General features: G+C 61.7%; 15 protein-coding genes and 2 tRNA genes. 4 read left to right on the forward strand and 13 right to left on the reverse strand.

The genetic code is table 11. The annotated features are described in order from the left end of the window. The first annotated feature begins 20 nt into the window (after window positions 1-20). Together VIM12_RS19435 and VIM12_RS19440 are read left to right on the forward strand one after the other, a co-directional pair. A tRNA-Val gene (locus VIM12_RS19435) sits at window positions 21-95 on the forward strand. 296 nt (window positions 96-391) lie between these two features. Next, a complete protein-coding gene (locus VIM12_RS19440; RefSeq protein WP_331943766.1) occupies window positions 392-766 on the forward strand; it encodes a hypothetical protein in 375 nt (124 codons plus the stop codon). A 19-nt stretch (window positions 767-785) separates the two neighbouring features. Here the strand turns inward: VIM12_RS19440 and VIM12_RS19445 are convergent, their stop codons facing one another. After that, window positions 786-929 (reverse strand): hypothetical protein, encoded by a 144-nt coding sequence (locus VIM12_RS19445; protein WP_331943768.1) that lies wholly within the window; start codon window positions 927-929, stop codon window positions 786-788. Between the two features lie 298 nt (window positions 930-1,227). Beyond that, complete coding sequence (locus VIM12_RS19450) at window positions 1,228-3,507, reverse strand: YgiQ family radical SAM protein (RefSeq protein WP_414691808.1); 2,280 nt, start codon at window positions 3,505-3,507, stop codon at window positions 1,228-1,230. Between the two features lie 180 nt (window positions 3,508-3,687). On the opposite strand from VIM12_RS19450, the gene VIM12_RS19455 reads away from it, so the two are divergent. Further along, on the forward strand, window positions 3,688-4,014 hold the full coding sequence (locus VIM12_RS19455; protein ID WP_331943770.1) for a hypothetical protein: 327 nt from the start codon (window positions 3,688-3,690) through the stop codon (window positions 4,012-4,014). 39 nt (window positions 4,015-4,053) lie between these two features. Here the strand turns inward: VIM12_RS19455 and minE are convergent, their stop codons facing one another. The 6 genes from minE to kynB form a co-directional block, all read right to left on the reverse strand. Next, entirely contained in the window at window positions 4,054-4,317 is a 264-nt protein-coding gene (gene minE, locus VIM12_RS19460; protein ID WP_331943772.1) for a cell division topological specificity factor MinE, read from the reverse strand. 1 nt (window position 4,318) lies between these two features. Beyond that, window positions 4,319-5,134, reverse strand: coding sequence for a septum site-determining protein MinD (gene minD, locus VIM12_RS19465; protein ID WP_331943774.1), 816 nt, complete (start codon window positions 5,132-5,134; stop codon window positions 4,319-4,321). 26 nt (window positions 5,135-5,160) lie between these two features. Further along, window positions 5,161-5,913, reverse strand: a complete 753-nt coding sequence (gene minC / locus VIM12_RS19470; RefSeq protein WP_331943776.1) for a septum site-determining protein MinC — start codon at window positions 5,911-5,913, stop codon at window positions 5,161-5,163. Between the two features lie 228 nt (window positions 5,914-6,141). Then, window positions 6,142-6,978 carry a tryptophan 2,3-dioxygenase gene (kynA, locus tag VIM12_RS19475; RefSeq protein WP_331943778.1) on the reverse strand — a complete coding sequence of 279 codons (837 nt, stop codon included), beginning with the start codon at window positions 6,976-6,978 and terminating at the stop codon, window positions 6,142-6,144. 10 nt (window positions 6,979-6,988) lie between these two features. Then, entirely contained in the window at window positions 6,989-8,236 is a 1,248-nt protein-coding gene (kynU, locus tag VIM12_RS19480) for a kynureninase (protein ID WP_331943780.1), read from the reverse strand. Further along, window positions 8,233-8,874, reverse strand: a complete 642-nt coding sequence (gene kynB / locus VIM12_RS19485) for an arylformamidase (protein WP_331943782.1) — start codon at window positions 8,872-8,874, stop codon at window positions 8,233-8,235. The genes kynU and kynB overlap by 4 nt, the downstream gene beginning before the upstream one ends. A gap of 128 nt (window positions 8,875-9,002) precedes the next feature. Here kynB and VIM12_RS19490 point away from each other — a divergent pair, with 128 nt between their 5' ends. Next, complete coding sequence (locus tag VIM12_RS19490; protein WP_331943784.1) at window positions 9,003-9,476, forward strand: Lrp/AsnC family transcriptional regulator; 474 nt, start codon at window positions 9,003-9,005, stop codon at window positions 9,474-9,476. Window positions 9,477-9,541: 65 nt separating this feature from the next. Here VIM12_RS19490 and VIM12_RS19495 read toward each other — a convergent pair whose 3' ends face one another. The 5 genes from VIM12_RS19495 to VIM12_RS19515 form a co-directional block, all read right to left on the reverse strand. Beyond that, window positions 9,542-10,351: a Crp/Fnr family transcriptional regulator gene (locus VIM12_RS19495; RefSeq protein WP_331943897.1), complete on the reverse strand. Its 810-nt coding sequence runs from the start codon at window positions 10,349-10,351 to the stop codon at window positions 9,542-9,544. 378 nt (window positions 10,352-10,729) lie between these two features. Beyond that, the gene (locus VIM12_RS19500) at window positions 10,730-11,374 is read right to left on the reverse strand and encodes a response regulator transcription factor (protein ID WP_331943786.1); all 645 of its coding nucleotides are present in this window, start codon (window positions 11,372-11,374) and stop codon (window positions 10,730-10,732) included. A gap of 9 nt (window positions 11,375-11,383) precedes the next feature. Beyond that, on the reverse strand, window positions 11,384-12,520 hold the full coding sequence (locus VIM12_RS19505) for a PAS domain-containing sensor histidine kinase (RefSeq protein ID WP_331943788.1): 1,137 nt from the start codon (window positions 12,518-12,520) through the stop codon (window positions 11,384-11,386). Between the two features lie 414 nt (window positions 12,521-12,934). After that, window positions 12,935-13,010: transfer RNA gene (locus VIM12_RS19510), tRNA-Asn, on the reverse strand. Window positions 13,011-13,100: 90 nt separating this feature from the next. Continuing rightward, window positions 13,101-14,315, reverse strand: coding sequence for an amino acid aminotransferase (locus tag VIM12_RS19515; RefSeq protein WP_331943790.1), 1,215 nt, complete (start codon window positions 14,313-14,315; stop codon window positions 13,101-13,103). Between the last annotated feature and the right edge of the window lie 75 nt (window positions 14,316-14,390).

Raw genomic sequence — 14,390 nt, forward strand, 5'->3', positions numbered from 1 at the left:
TCTATAATGCGCAGCTTCCCGGACAGTTAGCTCAGGGGTAGAGCACCGCCTTCACACGGCGGGGGTCACTGGTTCAATCCCAGTACTGTCCACCAGGATTCAAACCATCTGCTTCAGCAGTAGCAGGTGAGAAGAAAACCCGCGAAACCGCGGGTTTTTTTTCGCCTGGACGAATTGATTTCCGTGCGCACGCGATCCCACTCTGGCGGACCCCCGCCACCCCGGCCGCATTCGGCTGTATAGCGCAGACATGCCATGGTAACTGTCCTGTCGGCAAAGGGACGTCCCCCGTACATCGAACGCTTGCGTGAGCCGTCGGCCTTGCAGCAGATATTCAGGTGGAACGCGCTCCCCGCCGCTGTTGACTAAACAGCACGAGGAGATTTGATCCATGGCCTGCAATGACCCGACACCGCGCAATCGACTGCCCGCCTTGCTTCTGTATGTCTGGCGGCTGGCAGTGCCGCTCTGGATGTTTCGCGACGCCAGTCGCGGCACCGCCGAGCAGCGCATTGCGAACTATCGCCATAACCGCGCCCAACGCAAAGTCCTGCCGTTTTACCTGTGGAAGTGGGTCGGTATTGCGGTCTGCCTGCTTCAGCTGACACGCGTCTTTTCCGTGCAGATGAACGCAGCGCCGGGTGAACCTGCCGGCGTGTGCGCCGCGGTTTTCTGTATGAGTGCCGGGATTGGATTCGCGCTGTCCTGTGTCGTCATTGCCGTGCTCAGCGCGAGCTACCTGTATCTGAGTTGCGTGGAACGCTAGGGCCGGGCACGGCCGCAGATCAGAGGAGGCGGGTGAGGGCGAAGTAGGTGAGACCGATACTGACAGCGGCGGAAGCAAGGATGCAGGCGGTCGCTTGCAGCTTGGCAAAATTGAAATGGACCGCAGCCGTGGGAACCTGGGTGGTATGTTCTGTCGGCCTCATTGTGTCTCCTATTGAAGTGCGGCAATCATTGCTGTAGGTCATTCTATCCAAGCCCTGAGGAGAATCAATAGCTGGTCCGACAACTTCCCGCTTTTCCTTTTGATTTGCGTCAGGGGTTTTCTTTCCGGGACGTACAGGCGAAAAAAAACCCACGGCGGTGAGGCCGTGGGTAAATCCAATTCAAGAAGAGTTGGAGGAGACGGGAGTAACTATATCCACTCCGCGTCCGCTCGTCCGCTTTCTTCTGGCAATAACAGTTATTTCGTTTCCGTATATCAACAGCGCGGACGAAGCGAAGCTACTTACGGCGCTGGTCCTGCTTCACGGCCGCCGGCTTGCGGCCCGCCGGTAGCGGCGTTGCGAGGCGCTTGCCGCTTGTCTTCTGTCCGGGTGTAATTGTCGTTGCGGGCTTCCGCGAGCCTGGCAGTCCCTTGCCCGCAAACGGCTGTCTCGGTTTCTCGTGGCGTGCCCCATCGCGGCCCGGTTTGTCGCGGCCCGGTTTGTCGTGTCCAGGACCGTCGTGGCGCGGGCCGTCGTGGCGCGGCACCAGGTGGCGGTCGCTGTTACCGATCAGGTCGCCGCGGCCCATGCGCTGCAGCGCCTCGCGCAGGATCGGCCAGTTGTCCGGATCGTGGTAACGCAGGAACGCCTTGTGCAACTTGCGGATCTTCCCGCTGCGCACCGTCTCGACGGCTTCCGAATCGGCGGAGACCTTGTGCAGCGGGTTCTTCCGGCCGTGATACATGGCGGTCGCCATTGCCATGGGCGTCGGCAGGAAAGTCTGCACCTGGTCCAGCTCGAATTTGTTCTGCTTCAGCCACAGGGCGAGGTTCAGCATGTCCTCGTCGGTGGTGCCGGGATGGGCGGCGATGAAGTACGGAATCAGGTACTGTTCCTTGCCTGCCTCGCGCGAGTAGCGCTCGAACATTTCCTTGAACTTGTAGTACGCGCCCATTCCGGGCTTCATCATCTTCGACAGCGGCCCTTCCTCGGAATGCTCGGGCGCGATCTTGAGCAGGCCGCCGACATGGTGCGACACCAGCTCCTTCACGTATTCGGGCGAGCGCACCGCGAGGTCGTAGCGCAAGCCCGAGCTCACCAGGATCTTCTTCACGCCCGGGATCGCGCGCGCCTTGCGGTACAGCTGGATCAGCTTGCCGTGGTCGGTATTGAGGTTGACGCAGATGGTCGGGTAGACGCAGGACAGGCGGCGGCAGGATTCCTCGATCTTCTTGTCCTTGCACGCGAGACGGTACATGTTGGCGGTCGGGCCGCCGAGATCGGAAATGGTGCCGGTGAAGCCCTTGGTCTTGTCGCGGATCAGTTCGATTTCGCGGAGTATCGATGGCTCGGAACGGCTCTGGATGATCCGTCCTTCGTGCTCGGTAATCGAGCAGAAGGTGCAGCCGCCAAAACAGCCGCGCATGATGTTGACCGAGAATCGGATCATTTCCCACGCCGGAATGCGGGCGTTGCCGTAGCTGGGATGCGGCGCACGTGCATAGGGGGCGTCGAATACGCCGTCCATCTCGTCCATTGCCAGTGGGAGCGGGGGCGGATTGAGCCAGACGTCCCGCTCGCCATGGGCCTGCACCAGCGCGCGCGCGTTGCCGGGATTGGATTCCAGGTGCAGCACGCGCGATGCATGGGCATACAGCACCGGATCGTCCTTCACCGCCTCATAGGCGGGCAAGCGCACGACAGTCTTGTTGCGCTGCTCGCGCAGCGCGGCCTGCCGCTCTTCCCGACTCAGCACCAGCACCGGCTTTTCCTTCGGCTGCTCGCTCGTCGCGCACGACGCCGTTTCCTTGGACTTCATTTCATAGGGATCGGGATGCGGCTCCACACGTCCGGGCGTGTCGTAGCGGGTGGAGTTTGCCTCGCCCCAGTCCCCGGCCGGTTTCCAGCCGCGGGGCACCATGAATGCGGTGCCCCGCAGGTCGCGAATGGACTTGATCGGTTCGCCCGCGGCCACGCGGTGGGTCAACTCGACCAGTGCACGTTCAGCATTGCCGAACAGGAGCAGGTCCGCCTTCGAATCGGGCAGAACCGACCGGCGAACCTTGTCGGACCAGTAATCGTAGTGCGCGATGCGGCGCAGGCTGGCTTCGATGCTGCCGATAATGAGGCCCGCGTCCGGATAGGCCTCCCGCGCGCGCTGCGCGTAGACCACCACCGCGCGGTCAGGCCGCCGGTTCGGTTCGCCGCCCGGCGTGTAGGCGTCATCGGAACGGATCTTCCTGTCTGATGTGTAGCGGTTGATCATCGAATCCATGTTGCCGGCCGTGATGCCGAAATAGAGATTCGGCTTGCCCAGCGAGCGGAAGGCATCCGCGGACTGCCAGTCCGGCTGGCTGATGATCCCTACGCGGAATCCCTGCTTTTCGAGCAGGCGGCCGACCAGCGCCATGCCGAAGCTGGGATGGTCGATATAGGCGTCGCCCGTCACGAGAATGACGTCGCAGCTGTCCCAGCCGAGTGCGTCCATCTCCGCGCGCGACATTGGCAGGAATGGCGCCGGCGTGGTGTAGTCGGGACGATAGCGGGGATAGGAAAACAGGTTTTTCGGCGTGTTCATGTTGGGGCGGATTGTACCGGAAGCAAAGGCGCAAGGGCGTTCCGGCAGGTGGAGGTCGCGCACGGCCAGGTTATGACCACGGGGTAAGCAGGGAGTTGCGGCAGCGGTCGGAACTCGTCGTCGGGCCAGCCATCCAAACTAGCCGTTGCACTTATCCGAACCACAACAAGGAGAGCACGAATGGAAACGAATGAAATGCAGCAACGCTTCAGCCAGGCCGAGACCATGATCCATCGCGCCGCCCAGCGCTGCCAGGTGGTCGACTCCGTGCCGATGGACCTGAAGGACAGTGTTCAGCAGCTCGACCAGAAGGCGATCCACGCGCGGGAATTGCTGAAGTCGCAAGACGAGAATCAGATTCGGCAATGCGTCGACGATCTGGAGCAGCTTGGCGATCGCGCCAAGGACGCCTGCGAGAATGCGCCCGCCGATGTTGACAGCGAACTGCGCGACGCCGTCATGCAGGCCCACCGCGAGCTATCCGACCTCAAGCACCAGTTGCACTAGGACGAAGCCCCCGGCAAGGGGGCTTCTGTTCACTTCACTTCACTTCGCTGCCGGCGCGTCCGGCAGCACCACGTTCACATCGAGCACTTCCAGGTTGCCCTGACGGTCCAGCGAGATCTTGATGTCGTCCGCATTGACCTTGGCATACTTGGAGATCACATCGATCAGTTCCTTGTGCAGGGCAGGCAGAAAATCCGGACCGTCGCGGCCATTCCGCTCGCGCGCGATGATCACCTGCAGGCGCTCCTTCGCCGTGTTCGCGCTTTTGGGCTTTGTATTGAACAGGAATGAAAGCAGCGCCATATCACTTCCCCTTGAAAAGTCTCTGGAACAGCCCCGGTTTTTCGTAGGACGTGAAACGCAGCGGCACTTCGTTGCCGAGGAAGCGCGCAACGACGTCCTTGTAGGCTTCCGACACTTCGCTGCCCTCGAGATGGATCGCCGGATTGCCCTGGTTGGAGGCGTGCAGCACCGACTCCGACTCCGGGATGATGCCGATCAGCGGGATCCGCAGGATTTCCTGGACGTCCGTATAGGAGAGCATCTCGCCCGCTTCGACGCGCTTGGGAACATAGCGGGTGATCAGCAGATGCTCCTTGACGGGCTCGCTGCCGTTCAGGGCGCGGCGGGACTTGGCCTGGATGATGCCCAGGATACGGTCCGAGTCGCGCACCGACGAGACTTCCGGATTCGTGACGACGATGGCTTCGTCGGCGAACGTCAGCGCCATGACCGCACCATGTTCGATACCTGCCGGCGAGTCGCAGACGATGTACTCGAAGTCCATCTTCGCAAGGTCGTTGAGCACGCGTTCGACGCCCTGTTCGGTGAGCGCGTCCTTGTCGCGGGTCTGCGAGGCAGGCAGGACGAACAGGTTCTCGCAGTGCTTGTCCTTGATCAGGGCCTGGTTGAGCGTCGCTTCATTGTTGACCACGTTGATCAGGTCATACACCACGCGCCTTTCGCAACCCATGATCAGGTCGAGATTGCGCAGGCCGACGTCGAAATCGATGACGACCGTCTTGTGGCCGCGCATCGCCAGGCCGGTGGAAAAGCTGGCACTGGAGGTGGTTTTGCCTACGCCCCCTTTGCCCGACGTTACAACAATGATTTTGGCCACGGACAAGCTCCTTATCTGAAAAATAATTACGCGCGAACGGATAGTACATCTATCCGATCCCCTGCAAGACGAACCTGGGCCGGCTGCTTTGCCAGTTCCTTTGGAAGGCCGGACTCGAAGGTCCGGTAGACGCCGGCGATGGACACCAGCTCGGCCTCCATGCATAGCGCGAAAATCCTTGCATCGGCATTGCCGGTCGCACCGGCCAGCGCACGTCCGCGCAGCGGCGCATAGACATGGATGCTGCCGTCGGCAATCAGCTCGGCGCCGTTGTTCACGACGGCGGTCACGATCAGGTCGCAGCCGCGCGCGTAGACGCGCTGTCCGGCACGCACCGGCGTGTCGATGATGAGCGCCCCCGTCCCTGCGGCTGCCACGGGGGCGGGTGCCGGCGCCGGTTCCGGTGCGACTGCAACGGGCGGGGCGGCAGGGGCAGGTGCCTCCTGCCTTGGCTTGGCCAGCGTGTCGATGCTCAGCCCGCTGTCGAGTATCGCCCGATGCTGCTCCTCTGCGGCGCCCCGTACGGCAACCGGATTGAGGCTATAGGATCTGAACAGCCCGACCAGCGCCTGCCAGTCAGGGGCGCCGGTCGAGAGATCGCAGGCAGTGACGTCCAGCACCGCGAACTCGTTGTCGAAATAATCCGCCGCACCGCCGGTCATCGACTTCATCGCGTTATCCAGCGTCGCGGTATCGACCGAGCGCAGAATGACGGCGACAGCGACGACGGTTGAAATCTTTATCTCAATCGGCTTGCTGCTGCTTTGGGTTTTTGACATGGATGCTTATTCGGTAAGGGAGCCGTCGGCGCGTGGAACCTTGCCCGCGCCGGGACAGGGCCTGCGGGTGGTGGCGGGACAGGGAGTCTGCCCGGTGCAGCTTGCGGGGCTCGTTTGTTCGCGCGGTATTATACCCGCTGCCGCTGCGGCATCTTCGCGCAGGGCCTTGAATTTACACGGTTGTTACACCGCTGCCGGGCGGCAGCGGCACGGGTTGTCCTGCTTTTGTCAGAGGGCGGTACGCAGCGACATCAGCTCGGGGAACAGGACGGTTTCCAGCATCTTCTTCAGGTAGCTGACGCCGGCGGTCCCGCCAGTGCCCGTCTTGAACCCGATGATGCGCTCCACGGTCGTCACGTGGCGGAAGCGCCAGAGCCGGAAGGCGCCTTCGAGGTCCACCAGCTTCTCCGCGAGTTCATACAGGCCCCAGTGTGCGGCCGGGTTGCGGTAGACCGCCAGCCAGGCGGCCTCGACGGAGGAATCGCTGCAGGTGGGCTGTCGGCAATCCCGCTCCAGGCGCTCGGCCGCGATCGCAAACCCCGACCGTGCAAGATACCGTATCGCTTCGTCGTAGAGCGACGGCGCCCTGAGAATCGATGCGAGGCGCGCATGGACCTCCGGTACCGTCGCATGCACCTGCAGCAGCGCCTCGTTCTTGTTGCCGAGGATGAATTCGATTTCCCGATACTGATGCGACTGGAAGCCCGAGGACTGGCCGAGGTAGGGCCGGATCGCGCTGTATTCGGTCGGGGTCATCGTGCCGAGGACGTCCCACGCGTGCACCAGCTGCTCCATGATGCGTGCCACCCGTGCCAGCATCTTGCAGGCAGGCGGCAGGTCGCCCGCCTGGAGCTGGACGATGGCCGCGTGCAGTTCGTGCAGCATCAGCTTCATCCACAATTCGCTGGTCTGGTGCTGAACGATGAACAGCATCTCGTTGTGATCGTCCGACCGCGGGTGTTGCGCTTGCAGCACCTGTTCCAGCGCGAGGTAGTCGCCATAGCTCATCCGCTTGCTGAAGTCCATCCTTGCGTTGTGCCAGGCATTGCCGTCTTTGTTCTCCATGGCGTCTCCTTCAGGTCACGGCGTCGCGCGGCGCGGCGGTGTCGTAGCGTGCGTTGTCGAGAATGTCGGCCAGGACGTCGACCGCGTCCCAGACATCGACGAATCGGGTGTAGAGGGGCGTGAAGCCGAAACGCATGATCTGCGGCTCGCGGTAATCGCCAATCACGCCGCGGGCAATGAGCGCCTGCATGACCGCATAGCCGTGCGGATGCGCGATGCTGACCTGGCTGCCGCGCCGGTCATGCTCGCGGGGCGTCACCAGCTCGAGTGGATGCGCAGTGCATCGTTTCTCGACCAGCGCGATGAACAGGTCGGTGAGCGCCAGCGACTTCGCGCGCACAGCTTCCATGTCGGTGCGCAGGAAGATGTCGAGCCCGCATTCGATCATGGCTAGCGACACCACCGGCTGGGTGCCGCAGAGTGCGCGCCGGATGTCGCCGGCCGGGGCGAATTCGGGCTGCATCACAAACGGGCTGGCATGCGCCCACCAGCCGGAAAGCGGATGCTGAAATTCGGCCATGTGGCGCGGTGCGACCCACAGGAAGGCGGGTGCGCCCGGGCCGCCGTTCAGGTATTTGTAGGTGCAGCCGACGGCGTAGTCGGCCTGCCATTCGTTTAGCAGTACCGGGACGGCGCCAGCCGAATGCGCGAGGTCCCAGACGGTGAGCGCGCCTTGCGCATGGGCGAATTCCGTCAAGCGCCGCATGTCGTGCATGTGCCCGGTCCGGTAGTTCACATGGGTCAGCATGACGACGGCCGTGCTCGCATCGATTGCACCGAAGAGATCTTCCGGCCGTTCGACCAGGTGCAGGCGGTAGCCCCGATCGAGCCAGGCGCTCAGGCCTTGCGCGATATACAGGTCGGTCGGGAAGTTGCTGCGCTCGCTGACGATCACTTTCCGCTCCGGGGCGGTGCGTAGCTGCTTCTCCAGCGCGGCGGCAAGCACCTTGAACAGGTTGATCGAGGTGGAGTCGCTGATGGCGATTTCGCCAGGGCGCGCGCCGACCAGCGGTGCCAGCTTGTCGCCCAGCCTGGTCGGCAGGGTGAACCAGCCCGCGGTGTTCCAGCTCCGGATCAGCCCGTTTCCCCATTCCTCTGCGATCAATTCCTGTGCCCGCATGAGTGCCGCACGCGGACGGGCGCCAAGGGAATTGCCGTCGAGGTAAATCACGCCCGGCGGCAGATCGAACGCGGGCCGCAGTGCCGCGAGCGCGTCGTTGCGGTCCAGTTCGGTGCATTGCTCTCGGGTGATGCTCATGCGTGTTCTCCAGACAGTGGACGCAGAACGGCGCGCACCGGGCTGGCGTCGAGGCCGGCCAGTTTCAATGGCAGTGCGATCAGCTCGTAGTCTCCCGGCGGCACTGCGTCAAGCACGACGCCTTCAAGAATCGCGATGCCGTTCGCGTGCACGGCGTGATGGGCGTCCATGGTTTTCGAGTCCTGCGGATCGAGCGAGGCGGTATCCACACCGATCAGGCGCACCCCGTGGGAAGCGAGGAGGGTGATCGTCTCCGGCGCAACCCCGGGAAATTGGCTATCCCAGCGATCCACCGGCGCTTTCTCGTAAGTGCGGAACAGCACGCGCGGCGGCAGGTTCTCGAGGGAGGCACGGACATGATGCGGCTCGACGCGGGCGACGCCGACGCAATGGATCACGCGGCACGGCCCGAGGTAGGCATCGAGGTCAACCTCGTCGATGGCCTTGGCGCCAAGGGAAAAATGGGAGGGCGCATCGCAGTGAGCGCCAGTATGGGTCGACAATGTCAGCCGGCTGACATGGACCGGGCATGCGTTCCCGATCTCCCAGAGGTGATCTGCCCGAAAGACGGTGTCCCCGGGCCATACCGGCAAGGCACTGTGGATGGAAGGGCTGATATCCCAGATCGGCGTTCGCATGTTCTCCTCGCATTGCATTTGCCGTGAGTTTAATGCGACCCACGCCGAGCATTATTGTGAAGTGCAGCGCTAGATAAGGGAGAATTAGAATATTATTGCGTCGTCACCGCATTTTCTTGGGTAAACGCATGGTTCTCGATGCCATCGATTTCAAGCTGCTGCAGTTTTTGCAGGAGGACGGCCGCATCAGCAATCTGGATCTGGCCGAAAAGGTCTTCCTGTCGCCCTCGGCTTGCCTGCGGCGTGTCAGGCTGCTTGAGGAGAAGGGGGTTATCGATCGCTATACCGCGCTCCTGGACCCGGCCAAGCTCGGCCTCGAGGTCGACGCCTTCGTACAGGTGACGATGCGGCGCGACGTCGATCAATGGCATGAGAATTTCACGGCGTCGGTGCAGACCTGGCCGGAAGTGGCGGGCGCTTACATCATCACCGGCGAGGCGAACTACCTGTTGCGCGTTCGCGCGCGTTCGCTCCGCCATTTTTCGGCCTTCGTGCTGGAGAAGCTCTACAAGACCAAGGGCGTGCTGGATATCCGATCGAACATCGTCCTGCAGAACATCAAGGACGACCAGCGCATCGGCGCCAGCCTGCTGGCCGAATAGCCGGCCTGACGCGCGCTGGAAAAGAAACGGCCCGCAATCGCGGGCCGTTTCTTCAAGCAGAGGAATCAGGCGCTTGCCAGTTGTCCCCATTCTCCATCGGGGCGTTCCTGCTGCGCCTGCTGCTTCGCCTTCTTCGACGCAAGCTGCTTGGCGCGGGAGCTCGACGGCGGAAGCCGGCGCAACGTCTTGAGCGCATCGACGTCCTTGATCCCGATGGAGCGCTGGTCCACTGAAATCAGTCCAATCTCATTGAATGCCGACAGGGTGCGACTTACTGTTTCAAGCGTAAGACCGAGGTAGCTGCCGATCTCATGGCGGGTCATCCTCAGGTTGAACAGCTTGCTCGAGTAGCCCATCTCTGCGTAGCGCTCGGACAGGCTCACCAGAAAACGTGCGACGCGCGCTTCGGCGCTGAGGGCGCCGAGCATGCTGACCATCGCCTGCTCGCGCACGAGTTCGCGGCTCATGACGCTGTACATTGCATGTTCGAACTCGACGTGTGCTCGGCCGAGCGCGGTGAGCTTCTTGAACGGCAGGAGGATCAGATCGCAATTCGACAGGGCGACCGCTTCGGATGCATAACGCTTGGTGTGGATTCCGTCGACGCCGAACAGGTCCCCCTTCATCGGGAAGCTGAGCACCTGCTCATTGCCGAATTCGTCGATCAACACGGTCTTCAGGAAGCCCGAATGGACGATGTAGAGGGTGTCGAATGGCTGGCCGATCGTGTGGACACGCTGGCCCGTCTTGAACTGCACGTGCTGGAAAAGCAGCTCCTCATCCGTGTGGATTGCGGCGGACGGAATCCGCAGCACATCGCAGAGCTCTTTCAGATTCGACCACAATTTGCCTTGACGCTGCCACCCCGCTTCCATGGACGGTGCATGCGGTACGGAAGCGCTTGCTTCCGGGCGGGAATCAGCCGTGTGCGAAGGCAGCATAGTCATCTCCTGGTTCATGTGAGTCGAAGTTTCGCGCATGTCAAAAGGAGTGGCGTTGTCGGCGCGGGCGGAAGTGCGTTGCTTTGTGCCGGAAGCCGACTTGCTTGCCTGCCATGCATGAATCGGAAGAGCCAGTATCGCAATCGCAACTGGCAATTGCTATCGGGTTGGGCTGAATTCGCTTGTCAGCGCTCCTTGAACGCCGTCGGAAAATTCCTACGCGGGGCAGAGAGAATTTCCGACTGCGGCAACCAGGGGGATCAAGTGGGAAGTCGATTCCGACAAGGTGCCCGGGAGCACCTCGCGTTCAGATTAATTCTTGAGCGGGCCGAGGAGGCGGTGCTGAACGGCATACTGCACCATCTCAGCAAGCGAATTCATGTTCATCTTGGTCAGGATTCGGGTCTTATGCGTGCTGACCGTTTTTGCGCTGAGATGCAATACCTCGGCGATCTCGGTGATGGATTTCCCGCTGACGAGCAGGGTAAAGACCTCGAATTCACGGTTGGAGAGCTGCTTATGGGGCAGGTCCTCATTCGCCGGCATGACATCCATGGCCAGCTGCTCGGCGACTTCCAGGCTGATGTACGGGCTGCCTGACGCAACTTTCCGGATCGCGCTTACCAGCTGGGTTCCGGCGCTTTCCTTCGTGAGATAGCCGCGGGCGCCGGCGCGGATTGCCCTGACCGCATACTGTTCCTCTTCATGCATGGTCAGGATCAGGATGGGCAGCTTCGGAACCTCATCCTTGATTTGCCGGATCAGCTCGACGCCACTGCGGCCAGGCATCGACAGGTCCAGCATCAAGAGATCAAAACCGCCTTTGCGAACATGAGCCAGGGCCTCGAAACCGTCGACGGCTTCGCCGACGACCTCAATGTCGTCGGCACCATCGAGGATGCGCTTCAGACCTTCGCGCATGATGGTATGGTCGTCAGCGATTACGATACGGATCATAGAACGGGCTTATTTAAGTTGTTCAGGGGATAACTCGATCGGAATCGATGCATGAATGGTAACACCATACGGCGCTTCGTTGCGAATGCTGATTGTACCTCCGAGTACGAAGATGCGTTCTTGCATGGCAATCAACCCATAGCAGCCGGCCTTGTTCTCGCTTCCCTCCGCCATCCCTATCCCATCGTCCTGAATGCCGACGCACAGGCTGTCTACCGTCCGTTGCAGCGTCAGCCTCACGTTTCTCGCCCGCGAGTGCTTCTCTATATTGGACAGGCCCTCCTGGATCACCCGAAAAACCGCCGATTCGACAATCTCATCCAGCTTCTCGGTCGGGCCGGCGCTTTCGACGAGGCAGGCGATCCCGGTCTTCTTGCGGAAATTCTCGGCCATCCACTCGACGGCGGGCAGGAGGCCGAAGTCGTCGAGGAGCGGGGGGCGCAGTGTCGAAGCCATGTTTTTCGTCATCGCAATGACGTTGTCTAGCAGGCCTTGCATCTCCGCCACCCGCGCTGGAACGCCGCCGCTTTCTTCCGGCAGGCTGTTCTCCAGCCAGTCGAGATCGAGTTTGAGCACACTCAGGCGCTGGCCGATGTCGTCGTACAGCTTCTTGGAGAACCGACGCTTCTCGATTTCCGTCGCGCGTTGCGAAGAGGCAGCCCAGCGTCGCAATTCGGCGGGCCGCACCGGCCGTTGCTTTTGTTCCTTGCTGCGGCACGGCGCGTCGTCATGGACGACCAGCGCAAGAAAGCTTTCACCCCTTACCGAAAGGCGGGAAACGCTGGCGTTCAGGCTCAATACCACGCCGTCGGACCTGACGCCCTTGAGCGCTTGCCGGCACCCGACCCGGTCCGGCGCAGACATCCCGGAAGCCTTCCGGCTCTGAACCTCGCTCAGGTCGATGCGTGTCCGCACGAGCACGTCAAGGGGCTTGTCGAGCAACTGGGCGGCTGTATAGTCGAACAGTCGCTCTGCCTTTTCATTGACGAGGACAATGTGCCGCCGGCCGTCGACAATGATGACGCCGTCCGTCGCCGAATGCATCATCGACAGCAGCGAGGAACCGACTTTGTTGGCCGGGAACCGCGGCAGCGTCGTCAAGGGGCTTGAAAATCGGCCTGTACTGTTTTCCAGATAGGTGGTCATCGCAATATCTACCGCAGATGGGCCTGCTTAATGCCGCCGGGTATGTCGGAGAGGAACAACGAGAGCGTTATGGCCTCGGCGGCCTGTGGTGCGCGAATTCCCGCGCACCTCGTTCGATGGAATCGATCCTAGCTTTGCAAAACTGCCTGCGCTTTGAGAAAACCGGGATGTCCGCAAACTTCCCGGATCTCGGCGGAGCACCTCAGCCAAATAAGCGCACGCCGTTCCAAGAAGCCTGAGATATGACCGTGGCGCGCGTGAAGTGATGAGTGAAAAGCGACCGGGTTTGAGGACGGACAATTGCACGGCCGGCTTGCCGCGAAGGGCGCCGCTTGTTCCGGCGAACAGGGAGAGGGCAGGGGGCGACGCCAAAGGAAAAGGGCTTACGTTTGCACGTAAGCCCTTGAGATTCTTTGGCTCCCCGACCTGGACTCGAACCAGGGACCTGCGGATTAACAGTCCGTCGCTCTACCGACTGAGCTATCAGGGAACAGAGCCGCTATTATAGGCCGATCTTTCCGGAAATGTCAAAAAAGCTGAACCAGAAATTGCACTCGCGGATCGGCGGACCGATTTTTCCTTACAGTACCTTCGCGATCGCGTCCACCACCGCATCGATGTTGCGCGAGTTGAGGGCGGCGACGCAGATGCGGCCCGTATCCACCGCGTACACGGCGTGCTCGCTGCGGAGGCGTTCAACCTGCGCCTTGCTGAGGCCCGAGTAGGAGAACATGCCGCGCTGGTTGATGACGAAATCGAAATTGTGCGAAGGAGCCTTTTCCTTCAGCTTTTGCACGAGGGCCTGGCGCATTTCGCGGATGCGCACACGCATCCCTGCCAGTTCGTCTTCCCACAGCTTGCGCAGCTCCGGTGAGGACAGGGTCGTCGAGACGACCTGGCCACCGTGCATCGGCGGGTTCGAATAGTTGGTGCGTACCACGCGCTTCAGCTGCGACAGGACGCGCGCGGCCTCCTCGGCATTGACGGCCACGATGCTCAGCGCGCCGACACGCTCCCCGTAGAGCGAGAACGACTTGGAGAAGGAATTGGAGACGAACAGCGGGCCTCCCGCCTCGGCGAACTGGCGGACAACCTTGCCGTCGGCATCGATGCCGTCGCCAAAGCCCTGGTAGGCCATGTCGAGGAAGGGGACCAGGCCACGGCCGGTCACGACCTCGATCACTTGCGTCCACTGGGCCTCGGTCAGGTCGGCGCCGGTCGGATTGTGGCAGCATGCGTGCAGCAGAACGATAGAGCCGGCAGGCATGTCCTTCAGCGCGGCGAGCATGCCGGCGAAGTTCACCCCGCGGGTTGCCGGGTCATAGTAAGGATAGTTGTTGACGACGAAACCGGCGGATTCGAACAGGGCGCGGTGGTTTTCCCAGCTCGGATCGCTGATCCAGACCTGTGCGTCAGGGGCAAAGCGCTTCAGGAAATCGGCGCCGATCTTCAGTGCCCCCGTCCCGCCGATCGCTTGCACCGTAATGGCACGCTTCTCTTGTACAACCGCGCTGTCGGCGCCAAATACCAGCTCCTGCACTGCCTTGTCGTAAGTGGGAAGGCCGTCGATCGGCAGGTAAGTGCGGGGAGCGGCTTTCGCCAGCAGTTCCGCCTCCGCCTTGCGCACGCATTCCAGCAGCGGCACCTTGCCGTTGTCGTCGTAGTAGACGCCGACGCCGAGGTTGACCTTGTTCGGGTTCTTGTCGGCGTTGAAGGCTTCTGTGATGCCGAGAATGGGATCACGCGGCGCCATTTCGACGGCGGTGAAGAGGGAGGCGGAATGAGGAAGGTTCATCGTGATAACATGAAAAATTGGCTGCGCGCGGGTGCCACGGGCAGCACGGTTGCGGTGAGTTTTACCTAAGAAACC

Source organism: Noviherbaspirillum sp. (genome assembly GCF_036563305.1).
Lineage (GTDB): Bacteria > Pseudomonadota > Gammaproteobacteria > Burkholderiales > Burkholderiaceae_D > Noviherbaspirillum.